Consider the following 20,106-nt stretch of genomic DNA (forward strand, 5'->3'; position numbering starts at 1 on the left):
CGGGGCGGGGGGCGGGCGGGGCGGTGCGGGGCGGTGCGGGGGCGGGGGCGGTGCGGGTGCGGGGGCGGTGCGGGGCGGGCCGTCGGCCCTCAGCCGCCCGGCCGGACGCGCAGGAACCTGGCCGCCAGGACCGGCCCCAGCTGCCCCACGATCTCGTACCCGGGCTCGTGCGGGGCGGGCAGGTCGCCGAGGAAGGAGGTGACGATCACCTCGTCGACGCCCAGGACGCCACGGCGGCTCTGCTCCTCCAGGAAGTCGAGGGTGCGCCGCCAGTCGGAGCCGTCCCCGGCCTCGCCGAGGAAGGAGTCGACGGTGCCCTGGACGACGTTCCAGAAGAAGACGTGCGGCAGGACACCGCCCTGGTGGAAGACGTGTGTGTGGTACGCGTCACGGAACGCGGGGACACGGGCGACGAGATCGCTGACCAACTGGACGCTGCTCGGGGTCGTGGTCGTCATGGGCTGCCCACTTCGGAAGCGCTCTGGAGTTGTGCCTTGGGGGGAGGCCTGAAGACCAGGATGCTCCTCCCGAAGTGCCCCGTCGCGTCACTTTTGCGTTTTCCTGACGACGTCTTATGCCGGGTTTTCCCCGGGTTTTCCACAGGGGATGCGAAGTGTCCCCCGTCCGTGGGACCTTGCGCACATGTACGAGCTGACGAGACTCGCCAGGGGCGGGGTGCTGCTCACCGTCTGGGCGTTCGCCGCCGGCTGGCCGCGCGGACGGCTGGGCCGGCGGCTGCGCGGGGAGGGCTGGCAGCGGATCTGCCGCGGCGCGTGGGCGGTCCCGGGAAAGGAGGTGGACTGGCGGGTGCGGGCCAGGGCGCTCCAACTGCTCCACCCGGATCTCGTGTGCAGCCACGGCACGGCGGCCGCGCTGCACCGCATCGAACGTCTCACGGACCTCGGGCCGGACGGTTCGGGGGACGGTCCGGGGGACGCCACGACCCTCGAATTCCTTTCCCGCGCGGCGCGCGGGCCCCGCACGCCCCACCCGGGCGGCCGGGCCCCGGGCGGCCCGGCAAGGCCGCACGTGCGCACACGGATCCGGACGACGTCGCGGCTCACCGACCGGGACTGCTCGCTGCGGCACGGGCTGCGGGTGACGAACCCCGCGCGGACGGCCGGCGACCTGATACGGGCTGCCGGCAGCAGGGAGGCCGCCGTGGTCGTCGCCGACTCGGCGCTCTCCCGGCGCTCGGTCGGCGGCCTGCGCCGAGGCCCGCTCGTCCGGCCCGGGGACCTGGCCGCCGAACTCGCCGCGCCCCGCCGCGCGGGCGGCCCGGCCGCCCGGCGCTGGCTGCCGCTGGCCGTGGCGGGCTCGGGCTCGCCCGCCGAGACCGTCGCACGGCTGCGGATACGGGACGCCGGCCTGCACCCGGAGGTCCAGCCGACCCTGCACACGCGGGCGGGCCGCCCGCTGCACCCCGACTTCCTCTTCCGCTCCGCCGGACTGGTCGTCGAGATCGAGGGCTTCGCCTATCACCACGCCACCCGGGAGGCCCACGAACGCGACGTCCACCGCTTCAACGAGCTCCAGAGCTGCCCGGGCGTCCGCCGCGTCCTGCGCTTCACGGCCCGCGAGGTCTTCGCCCGCCCGGACCATATGGCGGCCACGATCCGGGCCGCCCTGGCCGACCGCCCCGGACAGGACCCGGCCGGCCGTCACGTCCCGCGGGCGTGACGCCCGCGGGGCCGGGTCCGGGCGCGGGAGCGGGAGAGGCGGGAGGCGAGAAGGGGCCAGGCGGCGAGGGACACGACGAGGACGGTGCCGGTGGAGATGCCCGCGATCCCCACGGCGCGCAGCACGGGATCCGGGCCGGGGGCGGCGGCGTCACCGCGGGCGGGACCGGCGCCGAGGCCCGAGCCCTCGTGCCCGGTGGCGGCGGACGACGACGGCAGGGCCAGGTCGAGAGCCAGGGGGACGGACGCGGGGGCCTGCCGGTCGAGGCTGACCTGAAGGTAGTAGCTCCCCTCGAAGCGCATCGCGCTGACGGCGTCGCTCGTGCCCTCGGTGCGGTTGGCGTAGGCGGCGGGGGCCGTCGCGAGCAGGAGCGTGGCGGGGGCGCCGGTGTACAGGGCCCTGCGCTCGTCGACGGCGCCGCGCGCCGGGTTGTACAGGGCGAGACGCAGCCCGTCCGGCAGCGCCGAACGCCCGGGCGGGGCGGCGGCGTTGCCGAACCGCGCGCGGGCGAAGAGCTGCTGCCCCCAGGCGACGGGCACCCGGTAGAAGCGGCTCTCCCCGGGCCGCAACTCGTCCCGCCAGGTCCCGGCGCCGGCGAGCTGCGCGGCGTCGTTGAAGCCGGTTCCCCCGCGGGCCGCCCTGCCGGGTCCGGGGGCGTCGGCGCCGAGGTCCGCCGGCGGTGCGGTGCTCCAGGCGGTGGGCGGGGGCGGGGGCGGGGGCTCCGCGTCGGGGCCGGGCGCGGGCTCCACCACGTAACCGAGCTCCAGGTCCCAGCGCCAGGCCCGCCGCCGCCCGGCGTCGCCGTCCCGGCCCACCCCCTGGACGACCAGGTCGTACTCCCCCGCCTCCTGGCAGTCCCGGCCCGCTTCGAGGCGCCGGCTGACGTAGTCGGCGACGGGCCGGGCGGTGTCGCCGTAGAGGCGTATGTCGGCGCGCATGCCGCACAGCAGACCGGAGGCGGTGCGCAGCGACAACGAGACGCCGTCCACGACGTCGACGGCGGCGCCGGGCGGCGGGGCGAGGACGGCGGAGAGGAAGACGTTCGAGGAACCATCGAGCCGCACGCGGTAGGTGCGGGTCTCCCCCCGGGCGATGCTGTCGGTGTACGTGCCGGGGCCGGGCAGCACCGAACCCGCCCGGACGGGCCGGGCGTCGGGGGCGTTGCGGTATCCCGTCGGCCGGGGCGGTCCGGCGGGGGCGACGGGGGAGGCGGGGGCGGCGGTCGTGCCGAGGACCCCGAGGACGAGCGCGGCGACCGTGACCCTGCGCATCGCCCCGTTACCCGCCGGAGGTGCGGGGGAAGGAGACCTCGACGCGGCGGTTCTTCTTCCGTCCCTCCTCGGTGGAGTTGTCGGCGATCGGATAGTCCTCGCTGTACCCGCGGATGTCGAAGGTGGTCCCCGGGTCCAGGTTCTTCGCCAGCTCCTGCTGCACGGCGTCGGCCCGCTCCTTGGAGAGCTTCAGACCGTGCTCGTACGTCCCCAGGTCGTCGGTGAACCCGAACACGCGGACCCGGCCGGACCCCTGCTTGTCGACCTCCGCGGCGATGGCGGCGATGCGGGCGGTGGCGGCCGGGCTGAGCCTGGCACTGTCCTTGGGGAACAGCACCTCGGCCTGCAGCGCGAACGTCACGTCGACGTTGGTGTCCTCACGGCGCTGCTCGCCGCCCTCCTCCTCGACGATCTGCTTGATGTCGAGCACCTTGGCGGGGGCGAGGGTGGCGCCGTCGGGGAGCATCAGGGCGGGCGAGGTGGCGTCGATGGCGGGCGGCGGGGCGCCGCTGGAGGTGGAGTTGGGGGGATCGTCGGCGCGCGCGTTGCCGACGGTGCCGCCGAGGAGCAGGGCGGTGACGGTGAGGGCGGCGATGCGGCGAGGAGTCGACGTCGTCTTCATGGCTGCGCCCTCAGGAGAGCTTGATGGTGGCGGGCGTGAAGGTGGGCAGTTGGAGCGAGACCTCGGTGGTGGCGGGGGGCGGGGCGGGGAACTGCATGAAGACGGGGGTCTCCGCACCGGAGTCGAGGCTGGAGAGCCGGGTGGTGGTCAGAGGCCGCCCGTCGGTGTCACGGAGGACGTAGTAGCGCTTCTTCCCTCGGGAGTCGAGGAGGGTGGCGCCACCGAGGGAATTGCCGTGCTTGATGATCTCCGTCTCGTCGCCGCTCAAGTGGGAGGAAACGACGGCGACATCGCCGGACGTGTTCTTCAGGACACCGCTCACGGTGAGGAAGCCGCCGGCGTCGCGCTGGGCGGAGTTGACCGTCAGCTCCAGCCCTTCCTGCCCCTTGAGGACGGCCAGGACCTCGGTGGGCTCGGCCGAGGGAGGGGCCTTTCCGTCCTGACCGCTCGGCCGGGGGGCCGGAGAGCTCACGGCCGGCTGCTTCTTCGGCTGCTCTTCGCTGCCGCACCCCGTCACGACGAGAGCCAGTCCAGCCGCAAGGGCTACGGCCGCCCCTCTGCGGGCCTTCCTCGCGTACCGAACGTTCATGAGTCAAGGTCCTTCGCTCGTCAGTCGGCAAGTCGAACAGTGAAGAGGTCCGCGGCGTCGGGCAGCCGCGGGTGATCCGGGTCGATGACCCACTCGACGCCGTCACACACCAGGCCGGTGATCGGCTCCGGCTCCGGACTCGGCGTGGGGGTCGGCTCGGGCGAGCCGGAGCCGGTCGGCGTGGGCGTGGAGGGAGTGGGAGGGGGCGTCGGCTCGGGGGCGTCGAAGGAGCAGCGTGGCTCCAGGACCGCCGTCGCTGTCGCGACCGCGTGCTGCTTCTCCCCACCGGGAACACCGGCCGCGTCGAGGGTGCGAACCTCGACCTCGAACCCCTTCTCGCCGGTCCGCAACGGGCTGCAGCCGCCGTCCGTGACCTGGGCCCTGTTCCTCGCCGCGAACACTTCCGCCTGGCCGCAGGCCTGATCGGTCAGATACCCGTCACCCTCCAGGTACCCGCCCCACTCGGCCGGGTCGAGGATCACGTCGAGCCAGCCGTCCCGCAGCTGCTCCCTGGCGTCCTGGGCGGCGGCGAGCGCGGCGGCGTCGGCCGCCGTCTGACCCCCGTTGCGGGTGACTGCCGCCTGGGCCACGGCGAAGTAGACGAACGCGAGGAACAGCAGACCCGCGATCACCGTGATGTAGACGGGGAAGGCCTGGCCCGCGTCGCCTCGGCGGCCTACTTGCCGCCTCCGGTCAGACTGGTGATCTTCCGACTGATCGCGTCCTTGATGTCCTGGCCGATGCTGGTGCCCGAGATCGCGACGACGATCGCCACCACGACCACGATGATCCCCAGGTACTCGACGGCCGTCTGCCCCCGGTCCCCCCGGGAGTTCCTCCTCGCGGACCAACTTCCCGCGTGCACCCTGGCCTTGGTCAGGGCCTTCAGCAGCGCGTCGTTCATCGTGTTCCCCTCCGAGTCCGGCGACTCGGGCAGGGTACGCCCGGAAGGCGGGCTGTTCACAGGGTCCGTAGGCCCAATCACGGTGCGTAGTCGGCTTCATGAGGCGGTCCTCGTGCCGAGCCAGGAGGCGATGGCTTCGCCGCGGGTGGTGCTGTGGAGTTTGGCGAAGATGCGGTTGATGTGGTTCTTGACGGTCTTCTCGGTGATGGAGCAGGTGGCGGCGATCTGCTGGTTGGTCATGCCGGACGCGATCAGGTCCATCACCTCCACCTCCCTGGCACTCAGTCCGAACCGTTGCACCTGCGAAGCTGGATTTCTGAAGCGCAGTATATTGGAGACAGTTGAAGCTCCGCCAGCATGTGCAGTCGCACGCACGGCGTGCAGGAGATCCGCTTCGTCGAAGTCGCCGTGGACCAGGTGCCCTGCCGCGCCCGTGGCGCGCACCGGGGTGTGGGTGAGGAGCAGTACCGGGGCCGTCCGGGCCAAATGCCGTACGGCGCCGGGGTCTCCGTCGAGGACGAAGAGGCCGGGGGCGGTGCCCCGGGCCGCCGCGAGCGCCGTGGCCGGGTCGGGTGCGGTCGCGGTCACCGCCACGTCCGCCGGTGCCGCGAGCAGCACCGCCAGGCCCGCCCGCACCACCGGGTTCTCCGCCACCACCACGACTCTTCGCATGCGACGTGTCCTCATTCGCCGGTGATCGAGCCGAAGTCGGTGCCCGTGCCGAGGAACAGGCCCGCGCCCAGCAGGATCATCGTGGCCGGGACCATCAGGGTCGTGATGACCATCGTCGCCTTGGGGACGGCCTTCGCGGCCTTGCGGCGGGCGTTCTGCGCGTCGGTCCGGCGCATGTCGTTGGCGATCTGGATCAGGGTGTCGACGATCGGCGCGCCCAGCTCCTCGCCCTGCTGGAGGGCGGTCACGAACTGGGCGACCTGCTCGGAGTCGTTGCGCCGGCGCAGCTCGTCGAAGGCCTCCCGCCGGCTGACGCCCATGTCCATCTGGCGCAGGGTGATGCGCAGTTCGTCGGCCCACGGCCCCTCGTACTTGTCCGCCACCCGCTCCAGGGCCTGGCGGAAGCCGAGCCCGGCGGAGACGACCACGGCCAGGACGTCCAGGAAGTCCGGCAGGGTGCGTTCGATCTGGTCCTTGCGGATGCGGACCGCCGACCAGATGCCGACCTCCGTCCAGAACGCGCCGAAGGCGAACAGCAGCACGGCCACCAGGATCGAGCCCCTGCTCACCATGAGCAGGCCGCCGAAGCCGCCCAGGACGCCGTAGACGGCCCGCCGCGCGCCGTACCGGTCGATGGTGAGGCCGCCGGGGTTTCCGGCGAGGTCGATGCGGCGGCGCACGGCGTTGACCCGCTTGGGGCCCATCAGCCGCAGCACGGCCGGCGACCAGCGCATGCCGAGGCGGTCGACGACCGAGTCGACGGCGCCGGTCCGGGTCGCGCCGACCTCCAGGGCGAGCTGGAGGTCGCTGGGCAGTCTGGCGTCGGCGCGGTAGAGGCGGATGCCGTAGAAGACGCCGGCGACGGCGAGGCCGGCGAGCAGGGCGAGCAGCAGGTCCACGGTCCGGGTCCCTTACACGTCGATCTTCGCGAGGCGGCGGATCACCATGAAGCCGACTCCGTACAGCCCGAAGGCGAGGACGACCGCCAGTTGGCCGAGGCCCGAGCCGGTCATCCGGTCCAGGGCGCCCGGCTGCATGTTGTCGATGAGGAGCAGCGAGCCGACGCCGATGACCGGGACGGCGTACGCCGTCATGCTCACCTGCGACAGCTGCGTCCGGACCTCGCGCCGGGTCTCCTTGCGTTCCTCCAGCGTCTCGGTGAGGTTGCGCAGCGAGGAGACGACGGTGCCGCCGGCCCGGTTGGCGAGGACCAGGGTCGTGACGAGGACGACGAGTTCGCGGGAGGGGAGGCGTTCGGCGAGTTCGCCGAGCGCGTCGTCGAGGGAGGTGCCGACGGCGAGCTGCTGGGCGACCTTCTCCAGTTCGTCACCCGCCGGGGCGTCCAGTTCGTCGGCGGCGAGCGACAGGGCCATGCGCAGCGCGAGGCCCGCCTGGGTGGCGTTGGCGAGGATGCGGGAGAGTTCGGGAAGCTGGTTGATGAACTTCTCGATGCGCTTCTGGCGCTGCCAGTTGAGGAATCCCATCGCGACCCACACCCCGAGGAAGCCGCAGATCGGCCCGAAGAACGGGGACAGCAGGGCCTGTCCGGCGATCCACAGGGCGCCCACCGTCACCGCCATGGAGACGACGAACTCCCCGGGGGTGAGGTCCAGTCCCGTCGCGGAGATGCGGAGTTCGAGCTTGCGCCCGAACGTCGTGCGCCGCACCCGCCGGTCGATGCCGCGGAAGGGGCGCCTGCGGCGGCCCGCGCCGTCGCCCCCCTCGCCCGCGGTCTGCGAGAGGCGGGCGATCAGGGCGGACCGCTGCGCGGCCCCGCTCGCGTAGAACTGCAGGCCGGCCACGGCCAGGACGCCGGCGACCAGCGCCGCGCCCACGGTCAGCAGTGTCGGGTTCACGGTCGTTCCTCCCCTACTTCGCTTCCCGGGTGGCGAGGTGCTCGTCGGTCGCGGCCACGCCGAAGGCCTGCGGGACGGGCTGGCCCGCCATGTAGAGCCGTTCGGCGACCCGGCGCGGCAGCGGGTGGTAGGCGAACTCGCCGTACACCCGTCCGTCGGCGGCGAGCGGCCGGGCGTGGAAGCGGCACACGGTGGCGAGCAGATAGCGCTCGCGGCCGTTGGAGGCGAGGATCGCGATCTCGGTGACCCGCCGGGTGCCGTCGGGGTGCCGGGTGAGCTGGACGAGGACGTCGACGGCGCTGTTGATCTGGTCGCGCAGCGCCTCGAAGGGGACCTTGACCTCCGACATCGAGGCGAGGGTCTGGAGCCGCATGAGGGCGTCCTCGGCGGAGTTGGCGTGGACGGTGGCGAGCGAGCCGTCGTGGCCGGTGGACATCGCCTGGAGCATGTCGAGGGTCTCGCCGCCGCGGACCTCGCCGACGACGATGCGGTCGGGGCGCATGCGCAGGGAGTTGCGGACGAGGTCGCGGATGGAGACCTGGCCGCGCCCCTCGATGTTGGGCGGCCGGGCCTCCAGGCGGATCACGTGGGACTGCTGGAGCTGGAGTTCGGCGGAGTCCTCGATGGTGATGATCCGCTCGCCCTCGGGGATGAGGCCGGAGAGGGCGTTGAGGAGCGTCGTCTTCCCGGTGCCGGTGGCGCCGGACACGATGACGTTGAACTTGGCCTGCACGAGCCCGGACAGCAGGAGCAGCATCTGCTCGTCGATCGAGCCGAGGCCGATCATCTCGTGCAGCGTGTACGCGCGGGGGAAACGGCGGATGGTCAGCGTGGCCCCGGTGAGGGAGAGCGGCGGGATGATGACGTTGACGCGCTCGCCGGACGGGAGCCGGGCGTCGACCATCGGGTTCGACTCGTCGACGCGCCGGTTGACCGTGGACACGATGCGCTCGATGGTCTGCATCAGCTGCTCGTGCGAGGCGAACCGCAGCGGCAGCAGCTCCACCCGGCCGGCCCGTTCGATGTAGATCTGGTCGGGGCCGTTGACCATGATCTCGGTGATGGAGGCGTCTTCGAGGAGCGGTTCGAGCACGCCGAGTCCGAGCGCCTCGTCGACCACCCGGCGGATCAGCTGGGCGCGTTCGGCGGTGGAGAGCACCGGGCCCTCGCGGCTGATGATGTGCCCGAGGACGCGTTCCAGCCGGGCCCGGCGCTCGGCGGCGGCGAGCGCGGACATCTCGGTGAGGTCGATCTCCTCCAGGAGCTTGGCGCGGAAGGACGCGACGAGGTGTCCGTCCTCCCGGCCGGCGCCCGCCCGGTTGTCCTCGGGGCTGCTGATGCGGGACCGCAGGCTCATCGCCGGTCCTCCTCGGGCGCGGAATCGGGGACGGGCATGGTGGCGGTCCTCTTCACGTCGTCGAAGGTCCAGAAGGGGATGAGGGAGGGGATCGGCACGGTGACGGTGGCCGTGCCGTCGCCTTCCTCGACGCGGCTGCGGCGCGCGATCCAGTCGCTCATCGCCGCCTTCCCGGCCGCCTCGGGGCCGGGTACGGAGCCGGGGTCGTCCACGCTCGCCGCCCGTGCGGCCGCGCGCGCTCCGGTGCCCGCCTGCTGGGCCGCGTACCCGATGATGCCGAGCTGGACGCCGACGAGACCGATGAGCAGCAGGATCGGCAGGAAGCCCAGGTACTCGACGGCCACTTGCCCGCGGTCCCGGGCCCGGAGCCCGGCTCGGAGCCGGGCCCGGACCGGGGCACGCCCACCGGCGGTGGTACGGCTGCCCGCCGTGGCGCCGCTGCCCTCGGTGGCGCCGCTGCCGACGGTGGTGCAGCTGCCCGCGGTGGCGCCGCTGCCCTCGGTGGCGCCGCTGCCCTCGGTGGTGCGGCTGCCCGCCGTGGTGCCGCTGCCCGTGGTGGTCGGGCTGCCGGCCGTGGTGCCGCTGCCCTCGGTGGCGCCGATGCCGGCGGTGGTCGGGCTGCCGGCCGTGGTGCCGCTCCCGGCGACGGTCCCGCCCCGGGCACGGTCCGACTTCGCGCGCCCGCTCCCCGCGGCGCCCCGGCCTGCGCTCCCGGCGGCGCCCCGGCCTCCGCTCCCGGCGACGTCCGTGCCCCCGCTCCCCGCGGCGCCCCGGCCCCCGCTCCCGTTCCCCGGTCGCCTCATCGTTCGTCCCCCTCCCACACGGCCGCCGCGTCGCCCTCCACCGTGAAGGGGAAGCTGATCGCCCCCGGGAAGAGCACGGGCACGCGGATACTCACCCTGGCCAGGGCCATGCCGTCCTCGCGCCGGCAGTCGGGGGAGGCACCCGACCGCCATGCGCCGTCCAGGTTGCGCAGCGCGGCCTCGCGGCAGCTGTCGCCGACGGCGTAGGCGCGGGCGGCCTCGTCGGCCGCGTTCCCGGCGAGGGTGTACGTGTAACCGATCAGGACGCACTGCCAGAGCAGCACCAGCGTGAGCAGGATCAGCGGCAGCATGCCGACGAACTCGACCGCCACCTGCCCCCGCTCGTCCCGCCACGGCCCGCGCACGTCTATCGCCCTGCCCCGCGGCGCCGCAGCCCGAGGGTGCCGCGGTCCCCGCCGCGTACGAGCTCCTTGGCCGGGGTGCCCGCCGCGGCCTTGACCAGGCCGAGTTCTCCGGCGAGCGCCCACAGGGCCTGCTTGACGGTGGACCGGGCGTCCAGGTCGTGCAGCCGGCCGGCGTCGACGACGGCCGCGAGTTCCTTGAAGTGGGCGGGGACGGACACGCCGGCGATCCGGGTGCCGGTGATCTTCTGGACGAGTGCCGGCTGGATCTCGGTCGCGCGGTGGTGGCGGTTGACCAGGACGGTGGTCTCCTCCGGCTTGCGGACCTGCAGCCGGTCCCACATGCGGACGACCCGCTTGGCGGCGCGCACCGCGACGACGTCGGGGGTCGTGACGAGCAGCGCGGTGTCCGCCATCTCGACGGCGGCGGCGCCGGCCGCGTCGAGGTGGGTGCCGCAGTCGACGACGACGACCTCGTGGCGGGTGCGCAGGGCGCTGACGATCTGGCGGGCGGAGCGGTCGGTGACCTCCTCGCCGCGCTCGCCCTCGCCGGGGGCGAGGAGCAGGGAGAGGCCGGTCTCGTGGACGTAGACGGCGTCCTGCAGCACGCGCGGCGTGATGTCGTTGATGGCGGCGAGGTCGGCGAGCGAGCGGCGGAACTGCACGTCGAGGTAGGAGGCGACGTCGCCGCCCTGGAGGTCCATGTCGACGAGCGCGACCGTGCGGCCGGAGGCGCGGGCGGCGAGGGCGAGGTGGACGGCGGTGACCGTGGTGCCGACGCCGCCCTTGGCGCCGCTGACGGTCACGACGGTGCCGCCGGGACCGGCGGGTGTCTCGGCACCCGCGCCGAGGTGGCGGCGGACGCCGGCGGACCACTGGGCGGCGGCCTGGACGCGGCTGGCGAGTTCCTCGTAGCCGAGCGGCAGCGTGACGAGGCCGCGGGCGCCGGAGTCCATGGCGGCGGAGAACAGCACGGGGCTGGCGTCGGCGGTGATGAGGACGACGCCGACGGCGGGGAAGCGGAGGGCGACCTCGCGGATGAGTTCGAGGGCCGGTACGGGGCCGATCCGCTCGTGGACGAGGACGACCTCGGGCAGTGCGTCGAGGGACTCGGCGGCGAGCCGCGCGAGGGTGTCGACGAGCTGCGTGGAGTCGGTGAGGGGCCCGGCGGGTTCGGCGTCGGGCAGCTGGCCGATGAGGGTGGTGACGGCACGGGCCGCGTCCGGGTCGCCGACCGCCGGCAGGATCCTCGTGGTCATTCGGCCTCACTTGTCCTTGTCGAGCGTGTAGGTGCGGTCGCGCGGGTCGGGCGGGGTGGTGCTGCCGGGGGCGACGAGGGCGAGGCGCACGTGCTCGGCGAAGGACTCGGCGTAGGCGACGCGCTGGGCGTCGGCCGTGGACAGCGCGAAGGTGATCGGCACGGCCTCGGTGGCGCGGCTGCTGCGCTCCTCGCGTCCGGCGCCGATGGGGGTGAGGGGTCCGACGTCGAGCACGCGGGCGCCGGCGACGATCAGCTTGGACTGGGCGGCCTGGCCGCCGCGTTCGCCGGCGAAGGTGGCGTAGATGTTGACGCTGGAGCCGGGGGTGATCTTGCCGGCGACGCCGGTGGCGGCGTCGATCATGATGGCGATCTCCTGCTGTCCGGCGGCGAGCGCGGGCCGGTCGACGATCATGTCCCGCTGCAGGAGCGAACCCTTCTTGAGGGTGGTGACCGCGATCTTGCCCTCGGTCTGGGCGAGGTCGGTGACGGCGGTGGCCGGAAGCCAGCGCTCGGGCATCGTGATCTTCTCGAACTGGTCGGGGCCGAGGGCCTTGTAGGGCGCGATGTCTCCCCGTACCCGGTAGGCCGTCACCTCGGGCCCGACCTTGGAGTTCACGTCGCTGATCACCGAGAGGACGCCGGCGAAGGCGCCGAGGGCGCACAGGACGGAGAGCAGCAGCAGGATGACGCCACGGCGCTGGCGGGAGTTCATGGCCGTACTACCTCGATCGTGGACGGGTGACGCGACGGACGGGGCGGGGCGGTCGGGGCGGGCGGTACGGGGTGGTCGGGGCCGGCGGTACGGGGACGGGCAGGGCGGTCGGGACGGGGCAGGGCGGTCGGGGCGGGCAGGGCGGGGGCGTTCGGGCGGCGGGAGGGCCGGGCCGGGCGGACGGCGTCAGCCGGCCGTGGTGGCGGGCTGGGCCGTGGGCAGGGGCGCGGCGCAGAAGCCGCAGCGGTCGCCGATCAGCTCCATCCGGCACCAGTGGCAGGTCTCGCGCCGCACGGAGGAGACCAGTTGGTACAGGACGGGGAGGTCGGGCAGGTACGCGGCGAACTCGACGAGCCGGCCGGTGCCCCACCAGCGCGCCGACGCCTCGGGCAGGGCGGCCTCCTGGACGGCGCGCACCTGCCAGCGGGGGGCGAGGGCGGCGGTCGGCCAGTCGGTCTGGAGCTGGCCGCGGGCGAGGACGAGGTCGGTGGTGAACTCGGGGCCGGCGAGTTCCCCGGCGCCGCCGGAGCCGCCCGACCCGAGCCGTACGAGCTGGGGCGCGGGTCCCGCGAGCACGGCGAAGTGGGCGCCGGGCAGCCAGCCCTTGACGTGGGAGGTGAGTCCGACGGGGACGTGGTCGAGCCGGGCCACGGAGCCGAGGACGGCCCCGGCGTACACGTAGTGGGTGAGGAGCCGGGCGGCGGAGGCGAGGACGCCGGGGCTGAAGTCGCAGGCGGAGAGCTGGCGCAGTTGCCGGACGAGCACGGCGGCCCCGAGCGGCGGCAGGGCGGTCCGGACGATCGCGATCCGGTCGGATTCGAGCAGGGACCGTACGGCGTGCAGCCGTTGGGCGGTGGCGGGCGGCACGGAGGCCGGGCAGACGACGACCAGGTGCCCCTGCTGGTCGAGCAGGCGGCGCACGTCGGCGAGGGCCGCGTCGAGCGGCCGGGCGTCGGGGCCGGGCAGCACGGCGGCGGGGGGCGTCTGCGGATCGGTCGGCGGCAGCACCAGGTCGGCGCTGGTGACCGCAATGGCTGTCGGCACGTCGGGCTCCCCCGATCCCTCACTGATCACTAGCTGCGTTCGCAGCGTTACCGCGACTGCACCTTATCCAGGCCACTGGAGTGGTGAACACACAATCCTTCAAGCTCCGTCATATTCGTGACGCACCCGGTCGGCTCTGAACTGCGGTTCCTGTCCGAGGCCTTGACAACGCAATTGGTCTGGACCAACTTGTTCCCCCAGCGGTGGCCCCCGCCCTTCCCCACCTCCGCCATCCCCATCCCCGTACGAAGGCGCACCCCCGTACGAAGGCGTACGGCCTCCCCTTCCCCCACTCCCCCCCCGGAGGCACCACGTGGACCGCACCACCACCAGAGCCGCGGCCGCCAGGACGGCGCTGGCGCTCGCCCTGAGCACCGGGCTCGCCCTCGTCGGCGGCGCCGGCACCGCCCAGGCCGCCGACGTCAACGTCGCCAGGAACGCGGGCTTCGAGAACGGCCTCGCCAACTGGTCCTGTTCGGCCGGCAGCGGCACGGTCGTCTCCTCGCCGGTACGCACCGGGGCGGGCGCCCTGCGGGCCACCCCGGCCGGCCTCGACAACGCCAGGTGCGTGCAGACCGTGGCCGTGAAGCCGGGCTCCACCTACACCCTGAGCGCCTGGGTGCAGGGCGGCTACGCGTACCTCGGCGCGACCGGCACCGGCACCACCGACGTCTCCACCTGGACCCCGGACAGCGCGGGCTGGAAGCAGCTGACGACCACCTTCACCACCGGCGCGAGCACCACCTCCGTGCAGATCTACACCCACGGCTGGTACGGCACGGCCGCGTACTCCGTCGACGACGTGAGCGTCTTCGGCCCCGACGGGGGCGGCGGCACCGACCCGGCCCCGACGGTCCCGGCCGCGCCGGCCGGTCTCGCCGCGGGCTCCGTCACCTCGTCCTCGGTGTCCCTCGGCTGGGGCGCGGTCTCCAACGCGACCGGCTACAAGGTCTACCGGGACGGCGCTCTCGCCGCCACGGTCAGCGGCACCTCGGCCACCGTCACCGGGCTGGCCGCGAACACCACCTACCAGTTCCAGGTCGCCGCGACCAACGCCGCGGGCGAGTCCGCGAAGTCGGCGGCCGTCGCCGCGAAGACCGCCGAGGTCACCAACCCGGGCCCCGGCCCGGCCGTGCCCAAGCACGCGCTGACCGGCTACTGGCAGAACTTCAACAACGGCGCCACGGTCCAGAAGCTGCGGGACGTGCAGACGCAGTACGACATCATCGCCGTCTCCTTCGCGGACGCCACCACGACGCCCGGCCAGATCACCTTCAACCTGGACCCGGCCGTCGGCTACGCCTCCACCGCCGACTTCAAGGCCGACATCGCGGCGAAGAAGGCGGCCGGCAAGTCCGTGATCCTCTCGGTGGGCGGCGAGAAGGGGAACGTCACCATCAACAGCGACGCCTCCGCCACCGCCTTCGCCGACAGCGCGTACGCGCTGATGCAGGAGTACGGCTTCAACGGCGTCGACATCGACCTGGAGCACGGCATCAACTCCACGTACCTGACCAAGGCGCTGCGTCAGCTCTCCGCCAGGGCCGGTTCGTCGATGGTGCTGACGATGGCCCCGCAGACCATCGACATGCAGTCGACCGGGACCGAGTACTTCAAGACCGCGCTCGCCGTGAAGGACATCCTCACGGTCGTCAACATGCAGTACTACAACAGCGGTTCCATGCTCGGCTGCGACGGCAAGGTCTACAGCCAGGGGTCGGTGGACTTCCTCACCGCGCTCGCCTGCATCCAGCTCCAGGGCGGCCTCGACGCCTCCCAGGTCGGCCTGGGCGTGCCCGCCTCGACCCGCGGCGCCGGCAGCGGCTACGTCGACCCGCAGATCGTGCGCAACGCGCTCGACTGCCTCGCCAAGGGCACCGGCTGCGGCACCTTCAAGCCCGCGCAGACCTACCCGAACATCCGGGGCGCGATGACCTGGTCGACCAACTGGGACGCCACGGCCGGCAACGCCTGGTCGAACGCGGTCGGCCCGCACGTCCACAACCTGCCGTAACTGAGCCCTTCGGGGGAATCCGTCCGCAGCGCCGCCGCTCCCCCGGCGGCGCTGTGGCGTGCCCGGGGACGAGGGACGGAAGAATGTGGCCGAACTTGCCTGCTTGACCCGTTCATGTCACCCCCTCACCATGTCAGCACCGTACGGCGTCCGACGTCCGATTTCCGGCGAACGACCGTCTGTCGCACTCCCCACACTCCCCACCCAGGAGACAGCATGCGACTTCGTACCCGAGGCATCCCCGGCTCCCCAGGATCGCCCGCATCCCCCGCATCACCCGGATCCCGCGGCTCCCGCGGGAAGAGGTCCGCCGTCATGGCGACCCTCCTGGCGCTCGCCCTCGCAGCGCCGGTCTCCGCCCTCACGACACCCGCCGGGGCCGACCCGGCGCCGACCGCCGCCGCCGACGAGGTGATCCGGCAGTACGAGATCGCCGGGCCCGCCACCGCCGCCGAACGCTCCGCCCTGACCGCCACCGGCGTCTCCATCGACGAGGTCGACGCCCGCGCGGTGGTCGTCAGCGCCAACGCGACCCAGCTCAAGCACCTCAGGGCGCTCGGCTACCGGGCCACCGCCCTCCCCGGACCGCCGCAGCGGAACACCCCCGGCCTGGCCGCCGGGCCGCTCGACTTCCCCTCTGCCGACGCGAAGTACCACAACTACGCGGAGATGAACGCCGAGATCGACCAGCGCCTCGCCGCCTACCCGTCCCTCATGAGCAAGCGGGTCATCGGCAAGACGTACCAGGGCCGTGACATCGTCGCGATCAAGGTCAGCGACAACGTCGGCACCGACGAGAACGAGCCCGAGGTCCTCTTCACCCACCACCAGCACGCCCGCGAGCACCTCACCGTCGAGATGGCGCTCTACCTGCTGCGCGAGCTCGGCGCCGGCTACGGCACGGACCCCCGGATCACCGGCATGGTGAACAGCCGCGAGATCTGGATCGTGCCGGACCTGAACCCGGACGGCGGCGAGTACGACATCGCGAGCGGCTCCTACCGCAGCTGGCGCAAGAACCGCCAGCCCAACTCCGGTTCGTCGTACGTCGGCACGGACCTCAACCGCAACTGGGACTACAAGTGGGGCTGCTGCGGCGGATCCTCCGGGTCCAAGAGCTCCGAGACCTACCGCGGCGCGGCCGCCGAGTCCGCCCCCGAGGTGAAGGTCGTCGCCGACTTCGTGCGCTCCCGCGTGGTGGGCGGCAAGCAGCAGATCAAGGCCGCCATCGACTTCCACACGTACAGCGAACTGGTCCTGTGGCCCTTCGGCTGGACCAACGCCGACACCGCCCCCGGCATGACCCAGGACGACCGTGACGCGTTCGCCACGGTCGGCCGGAACATGGCCACGAGCAACGGCTACACGCCCGAGCAGTCCAGCGACCTCTACATCACCGACGGGTCGATCGACGACTACCTCTGGGGCACCCAGAAGATCTTCGCGTACACCTTCGAGATGTACCCGACGTCGTCCTGGAACGGCGGCTTCTACCCGCCCGACGAGGTGATCGAGCGGGAGACCGGCCGCAACCGGGACGCCGTCCTGCAACTCCTGGAGAACGCGGACTGCATGTACCGCTCGATCGGCAAGGCCGCGCAGTACTGCTAGGCGTTCTCGTCGAAGTACGCGTCCAGCACCGCGTCCAGGCCCGACTCCCACTCCTGGACGCGGCTCCTGGCCGGCGCCTCGATCTCGATCGGGTACCAGCGCCGGTCAGGAGTGTGCACGACCACCCTGAACCGCTTGCCGAAACGGGGCGAGGCGACCTCCACCGCGCCGATCTCGTCCCAGCGGAAGTCGCAGCTCTCCTCGTCGAGGCTCAGCCGCACCCCCGCCGCGTCCGCCACGAGCCGGGCCCGCCGGTCGGCGGCCTCGAAGGCGGGGCCGTCGGGAGCCGCGTCCTGGACGGCCTCCTCCCCGGCGGCGTCCTCGGAGGCCCGACCGGGGACGGCGTCCCCGGGCTCCGTGTCCCCCACGACGGCGTCGGAGACGGCCTGTTCCCCGGCCGCGGCCCCGTCGGCCGGCCCGGCGACGGCCGCCACCGGGGCCGCCGTCCCCTCCTCCGGTCCGTCAGGAACGGGGCCCGTGAGGCCCGGGACGAAAGCCGGGTCGGTCGCGACGCCGGGCACGGTCTGGATGCTGGGTCCTGTGCGCTGCTCCACACGGCGAGTATGGCCGACGATCCTGTGAGGAGGGCAGCCGCCCCGGCCGTCCCGTACGGCGACCGCACGGCCGGCCGGGCGCACCCGGGCGGCGCAGGGCGGCGGCCCGACCCCGAGGAGCCGCGGACCGCCGCCGGCGCGGGGAGGGCGCCGGCGGCGGGGAGGAGGTGCGGCGCGGCGTCCGGGGCCGAACGCCGCGCCGCGCGGCGGCGGGTGGTGCCGCGGACCGGGGTGACCCGGCCCGGGGTCAGCCCAGGACGGCGAGCGCGTCGATCTCGATGAGGAGCCCCTGGGGCAGGCCGACGTACACCGTCGTGCGGGCCGAGGCGGGCGCCTTGAGCTCCTGCTCCTCGAAGTACGCGTTGTAGATCTCGTTCATCTCGGCGAAGTGGGCGACGTCGGTGAGGTAGACGCGCATCATCATCACGTCGTCCCAGGTGGCGCCGCCCTCCTCCAGGATCGCCTTGACGTTGGCGAGCGTCTGGAGGGTCTGCTCGCGCAGGGTCGGGCCGGCGGGCGTGGGGGCCTGGCCCTCGACGGCGGGCAGGAAGCCGACCTGGCCGGCCACCTGCAGGATGTTGCCCTTCTTCACACCGTGCGAGAACCGGGCGGGCGGGGCGGTGTGGGTGGCGGGGGTGAGGGCGGTCTTCTCGCTCATGTGGGGTCCTGGTCCTTCGTGTTCGTGGGAGTGCTTGCGGAACCGGAGTATTCACGGCTGATGTCGTCGGCGGTGCGACGCACCAGCGGGAGCAGGCCGAGGAGTTCCTCGGCGGTGACGACCACGTTGGGCGCGGACACCGACATGGCGGCGACGACCCGGCCGTCGGCGCCGCGGACGGGCGCGGCGACGCAGTTGATGGACTCCTCGTGGCCGCCGAGGTCGGTGGCCCAGCCCTGTTCGCGCACGGTCGCCAGCTCCTTGAGGAAGGCGGTGGCGTTGGGGGTCGAACGGGACGTGTACATCGGGTAGTCGAGCCTGGCGGCGAGGGTGCGGCGCTCGGCCTCGGGCAGGTCGGCGAGCAGCAGCTTGGCCACGGCGGCGACGGTGATCGCGACGGGCTTGCCGATGCGGGAGTACATGCGGACGGGGTAGCGGCTCTCCACCTTGTCGATGTAGAGCACCTCCCCCTCCTCGTGCACGGCGAGGTGGACGGTGTGGCCGATCCGCTCGTTGAGGGCGGCGAGATGGGGGTGGGCGATCTCGCGGACGTCGAGGTTCTCGACGGCCTCCTGCGCGAGCGCGAAGAGGCGGGCGCCCAGGCGGTAGCGCTGGTCCTGCTGGCGGTGGACGAGGCCGTGCTCGTGGAGGGTACGCAGCAGGCGCAGTGCCGTGGACTTGTGCACGCCGAGCCGGTCGGCGACCTGCCCGAGGTCGGCGGGGCCCTGTGCGAGCAGCGGCAGGATGCTCAGCGCACGGTCGACGGTCTGGCTCATGGCGTACGTACCTCCTGATCGTCCCCCGTCCAGCCGGGGCCGAGGTGAAGTGTCCCCCAGGCCTCGTCGTCCAGGGCGGCGAGCCGGTCGGCGCGGGCGCGTCCCACCGGCACGGCGAGGTCCCCGGGCACGGTCAGCGCGGCGGCCGCCGTCAGGTGCCCGTGCCGCGCCCGCGCCGCGACGCCGAGCCCGCGCAGGGTGCCGGCGAGGAATCCGGCGGCGAAGGCGTCACCGGCACCGACGGCGGCGACGACGTCGACGCGGGGGGCGGGGACGTGCGTGACGGTGTCCGGGGACGCGTCGGCGCCGGGGGCGACCGCGACGGCGCCGGGGGACACGGGCCCTTCGCCGCCCGGGGCGCCCCCGTCGCCCGCACCGCGGCCGTCACCCCGGCCGCCCGAGCCGCTCGCACCGTCCCCGTAGCCTCCGTCACCCGCACCACCCGAGCCGCCCGAGCCGGCCCCGTCGCCCCCGGGGCGCGGGCCGCCGCGCTCGAAGACCGTCACGCCCTCGCCGCCCCGCTTCACCACCAGCACCGCCGGCTCCGGCAGCGCCGCCCGGATCGCGTGCGGTTCACCGAGCCCCCAGGCCGTCTCCGCCTCGTCGGCGCCCACGAAGACGAGGTCCGCACCCCGGGCGAGCTCCAGCAGGACCCGGCCGCCGGCCGCGGCGTCCGGCCACAGCCCAGGGCGGAAGTTGACGTCGAACGAGACCAGCGGGCGGCCGACGGGGCCCGGCCACCCGTCCCGCGCGGTGAGCGCCCGCATCAGCGCCAGGCAGGAGTCGGACAGGGCGGCGGTGATGCCGGACAGATGGAGGACGCGGGCGTCGGCGAGCATCCCGTACGGCACGGTCTCCGGCGACATCGCCGAGGCCGCCGAGCCCGCCCGGTGGTACACGACCTCGTGCCCGTCGGCGGCCCGGTCGGCCGCGGTGCGGAAGTAGACGCCGGTCGGCCGCGCCGGGTCGCGGACGACGGCGGACACGTCGACGCCGTAGGACCCGATCGCCTCCGTCAGGTGGTCCCCGAAGCCGTCGCGTCCGACCCGCCCCACCCACTTCGTCCGGTGTCCCGCCGCGGCGAGCGCGCACGCGACGTTGGACTCGGCGCCGCCGATGGCACGGTCGAAGGAGGGGACGTCGGCGAGGCGGCCCGGCCGGGTGGGCAGAAAGGTGACCATGGACTCGCCGAGGCAGACGACGTCCGGCGGGGTACCGGTCACCTTCGGCCTCCTTCGCAGTGCACGGTTCGCGGGTCCGTTGACCCGGCCTCGGCCCGGATGTTAGACAGCCGTAAGCGTTATACGCAATGACCGTTGCAGACCATGCAACACCGCACCGGAGCTCATTGCGACACCTC

At 73.5% G+C, this 20,106-nt stretch carries 22 protein-coding genes; 3 read left to right on the plus strand and 19 right to left on the minus strand.

Annotated features, from left to right (window positions below; all coding sequences use genetic code 11):
- Window positions 1-89 precede the first annotated feature (89 nt).
- The gene (locus ACGF1Z_RS16045; protein WP_393004286.1) at window positions 90-458 is read right to left on the minus strand and encodes a hypothetical protein; all 369 of its coding nucleotides are present in this window, start codon (window positions 456-458) and stop codon (window positions 90-92) included.
- A 184-nt stretch (window positions 459-642) separates the two neighbouring features.
- Between ACGF1Z_RS16045 and ACGF1Z_RS16050 the strand changes: the two genes are divergently transcribed.
- Window positions 643-1,680: an endonuclease domain-containing protein gene (locus tag ACGF1Z_RS16050; RefSeq protein WP_393004288.1), complete on the plus strand. Its 1,038-nt coding sequence runs from the start codon at window positions 643-645 to the stop codon at window positions 1,678-1,680.
- Here ACGF1Z_RS16050 and ACGF1Z_RS16055 read toward each other — a convergent pair.
- The 14 genes from ACGF1Z_RS16055 to ACGF1Z_RS16120 form a co-directional block, all read right to left on the minus strand.
- Window positions 1,662-2,951 (minus strand): hypothetical protein, encoded by a 1,290-nt coding sequence (locus tag ACGF1Z_RS16055; protein WP_393004290.1) that lies wholly within the window; start codon window positions 2,949-2,951, stop codon window positions 1,662-1,664. The two genes, ACGF1Z_RS16050 and ACGF1Z_RS16055, sit on opposite strands and share 19 nt — an antisense overlap.
- A gap of 7 nt (window positions 2,952-2,958) precedes the next feature.
- Window positions 2,959-3,573, minus strand: coding sequence for an OmpA family protein (locus tag ACGF1Z_RS16060; RefSeq protein ID WP_393004292.1), 615 nt, complete (start codon window positions 3,571-3,573; stop codon window positions 2,959-2,961).
- A 10-nt stretch (window positions 3,574-3,583) separates the two neighbouring features.
- Complete coding sequence (locus ACGF1Z_RS16065) at window positions 3,584-4,045, minus strand: hypothetical protein (protein WP_393004294.1); 462 nt, start codon at window positions 4,043-4,045, stop codon at window positions 3,584-3,586.
- A 137-nt stretch (window positions 4,046-4,182) separates the two neighbouring features.
- Window positions 4,183-4,794 (minus strand): hypothetical protein, encoded by a 612-nt coding sequence (locus ACGF1Z_RS16070; RefSeq protein ID WP_393004296.1) that lies wholly within the window; start codon window positions 4,792-4,794, stop codon window positions 4,183-4,185.
- A gap of 44 nt (window positions 4,795-4,838) precedes the next feature.
- On the minus strand, window positions 4,839-5,066 hold the full coding sequence (locus ACGF1Z_RS16075) for a Flp family type IVb pilin (protein ID WP_393004298.1): 228 nt from the start codon (window positions 5,064-5,066) through the stop codon (window positions 4,839-4,841).
- Between the two features lie 96 nt (window positions 5,067-5,162).
- Entirely contained in the window at window positions 5,163-5,738 is a 576-nt protein-coding gene (locus tag ACGF1Z_RS16080; RefSeq protein ID WP_393004300.1) for a LuxR C-terminal-related transcriptional regulator, read from the minus strand.
- An 11-nt stretch (window positions 5,739-5,749) separates the two neighbouring features.
- Window positions 5,750-6,637: a DUF5936 domain-containing protein gene (locus ACGF1Z_RS16085; RefSeq protein ID WP_393004302.1), complete on the minus strand. Its 888-nt coding sequence runs from the start codon at window positions 6,635-6,637 to the stop codon at window positions 5,750-5,752.
- 12 nt (window positions 6,638-6,649) lie between these two features.
- Window positions 6,650-7,594, minus strand: coding sequence for a type II secretion system F family protein (locus ACGF1Z_RS16090; protein WP_393004304.1), 945 nt, complete (start codon window positions 7,592-7,594; stop codon window positions 6,650-6,652).
- Between the two features lie 13 nt (window positions 7,595-7,607).
- Entirely contained in the window at window positions 7,608-8,951 is a 1,344-nt protein-coding gene (locus tag ACGF1Z_RS16095; RefSeq protein ID WP_393004306.1) for a CpaF family protein, read from the minus strand.
- On the minus strand, window positions 8,948-9,754 hold the full coding sequence (locus tag ACGF1Z_RS16100) for a TadE/TadG family type IV pilus assembly protein (protein ID WP_393004308.1): 807 nt from the start codon (window positions 9,752-9,754) through the stop codon (window positions 8,948-8,950). Before ACGF1Z_RS16100 ends, ACGF1Z_RS16095 begins: the two co-directional genes overlap by 4 nt.
- Window positions 9,751-10,119 carry a TadE/TadG family type IV pilus assembly protein gene (locus ACGF1Z_RS16105; protein ID WP_393004310.1) on the minus strand — a complete coding sequence of 123 codons (369 nt, stop codon included), beginning with the start codon at window positions 10,117-10,119 and terminating at the stop codon, window positions 9,751-9,753. Before ACGF1Z_RS16105 ends, ACGF1Z_RS16100 begins: the two co-directional genes overlap by 4 nt.
- A 2-nt stretch (window positions 10,120-10,121) precedes the next feature.
- Window positions 10,122-11,375, minus strand: a complete 1,254-nt coding sequence (locus ACGF1Z_RS16110) for a CpaE family protein (protein WP_393004312.1) — start codon at window positions 11,373-11,375, stop codon at window positions 10,122-10,124.
- 6 nt (window positions 11,376-11,381) lie between these two features.
- Complete coding sequence (gene cpaB / locus ACGF1Z_RS16115; RefSeq protein WP_393004314.1) at window positions 11,382-12,089, minus strand: Flp pilus assembly protein CpaB; 708 nt, start codon at window positions 12,087-12,089, stop codon at window positions 11,382-11,384.
- A 186-nt stretch (window positions 12,090-12,275) separates the two neighbouring features.
- A complete protein-coding gene (locus ACGF1Z_RS16120) occupies window positions 12,276-13,133 on the minus strand; it encodes a hypothetical protein (protein ID WP_393004316.1) in 858 nt (285 codons plus the stop codon).
- 313 nt (window positions 13,134-13,446) lie between these two features.
- Between ACGF1Z_RS16120 and ACGF1Z_RS16125 the strand changes: the two genes are divergently transcribed.
- Window positions 13,447-15,147, plus strand: a complete 1,701-nt coding sequence (locus ACGF1Z_RS16125; RefSeq protein WP_393004318.1) for a chitinase — start codon at window positions 13,447-13,449, stop codon at window positions 15,145-15,147.
- A gap of 216 nt (window positions 15,148-15,363) precedes the next feature.
- On the plus strand, window positions 15,364-16,758 hold the full coding sequence (locus tag ACGF1Z_RS16130) for a M14 family metallopeptidase (RefSeq protein WP_393004320.1): 1,395 nt from the start codon (window positions 15,364-15,366) through the stop codon (window positions 16,756-16,758).
- Here ACGF1Z_RS16130 and ACGF1Z_RS16135 read toward each other — a convergent pair.
- The 4 genes from ACGF1Z_RS16135 to ACGF1Z_RS16150 form a co-directional block, all read right to left on the minus strand.
- On the minus strand, window positions 16,755-17,312 hold the full coding sequence (locus ACGF1Z_RS16135; RefSeq protein ID WP_393004322.1) for a hypothetical protein: 558 nt from the start codon (window positions 17,310-17,312) through the stop codon (window positions 16,755-16,757). The two genes, ACGF1Z_RS16130 and ACGF1Z_RS16135, sit on opposite strands and share 4 nt — an antisense overlap.
- A 247-nt stretch (window positions 17,313-17,559) precedes the next feature.
- The gene (locus tag ACGF1Z_RS16140) at window positions 17,560-17,970 is read right to left on the minus strand and encodes a RidA family protein (protein ID WP_393004324.1); all 411 of its coding nucleotides are present in this window, start codon (window positions 17,968-17,970) and stop codon (window positions 17,560-17,562) included.
- Window positions 17,967-18,746, minus strand: coding sequence for an IclR family transcriptional regulator (locus tag ACGF1Z_RS16145; RefSeq protein WP_393004326.1), 780 nt, complete (start codon window positions 18,744-18,746; stop codon window positions 17,967-17,969). Before ACGF1Z_RS16145 ends, ACGF1Z_RS16140 begins: the two co-directional genes overlap by 4 nt.
- Entirely contained in the window at window positions 18,743-19,969 is a 1,227-nt protein-coding gene (locus ACGF1Z_RS16150) for a sugar kinase (RefSeq protein ID WP_393004330.1), read from the minus strand. The genes ACGF1Z_RS16145 and ACGF1Z_RS16150 overlap by 4 nt, the downstream gene beginning before the upstream one ends.
- Window positions 19,970-20,106: the final 137 nt, after the last annotated feature.

Origin of the sequence: Streptomyces sp. NPDC048018 (assembly GCF_043202995.1) — a bacterium.
In the GTDB taxonomy this organism is placed as follows: Bacteria; Actinomycetota; Actinomycetes; order Streptomycetales; family Streptomycetaceae; genus Streptomyces.

Excerpts from the sequence above, each read along its gene's own strand:
- ACGF1Z_RS16045 (WP_393004286.1), bottom strand. The coding sequence starts at position 458 with ATGACGACCACGACCCCGAGCAGCGTCCAGTTGGTCAGCGATCTCGTC.
- ACGF1Z_RS16050 (WP_393004288.1), top strand. The coding sequence starts at position 643 with ATGTACGAGCTGACGAGACTCGCCAGGGGCGGGGTGCTGCTCACCGTC.
- ACGF1Z_RS16055 (WP_393004290.1), bottom strand. The coding sequence starts at position 2,951 with ATGCGCAGGGTCACGGTCGCCGCGCTCGTCCTCGGGGTCCTCGGCACG.
- ACGF1Z_RS16060 (WP_393004292.1), bottom strand. The coding sequence starts at position 3,573 with ATGAAGACGACGTCGACTCCTCGCCGCATCGCCGCCCTCACCGTCACC.
- ACGF1Z_RS16075 (WP_393004298.1), bottom strand. The coding sequence starts at position 5,066 with ATGAACGACGCGCTGCTGAAGGCCCTGACCAAGGCCAGGGTGCACGCG.
- ACGF1Z_RS16080 (WP_393004300.1), bottom strand. The coding sequence starts at position 5,738 with ATGCGAAGAGTCGTGGTGGTGGCGGAGAACCCGGTGGTGCGGGCGGGC.
- ACGF1Z_RS16095 (WP_393004306.1), bottom strand. The coding sequence starts at position 8,951 with ATGAGCCTGCGGTCCCGCATCAGCAGCCCCGAGGACAACCGGGCGGGC.
- ACGF1Z_RS16100 (WP_393004308.1), bottom strand. The coding sequence starts at position 9,754 with ATGAGGCGACCGGGGAACGGGAGCGGGGGCCGGGGCGCCGCGGGGAGC.
- ACGF1Z_RS16110 (WP_393004312.1), bottom strand. The coding sequence starts at position 11,375 with ATGACCACGAGGATCCTGCCGGCGGTCGGCGACCCGGACGCGGCCCGT.
- cpaB (WP_393004314.1), bottom strand. The coding sequence starts at position 12,089 with ATGAACTCCCGCCAGCGCCGTGGCGTCATCCTGCTGCTGCTCTCCGTC.
- ACGF1Z_RS16130 (WP_393004320.1), top strand. The coding sequence starts at position 15,364 with ATGCGACTTCGTACCCGAGGCATCCCCGGCTCCCCAGGATCGCCCGCA.
- ACGF1Z_RS16140 (WP_393004324.1), bottom strand. The coding sequence starts at position 17,970 with ATGAGCGAGAAGACCGCCCTCACCCCCGCCACCCACACCGCCCCGCCC.
- ACGF1Z_RS16145 (WP_393004326.1), bottom strand. The coding sequence starts at position 18,746 with ATGAGCCAGACCGTCGACCGTGCGCTGAGCATCCTGCCGCTGCTCGCA.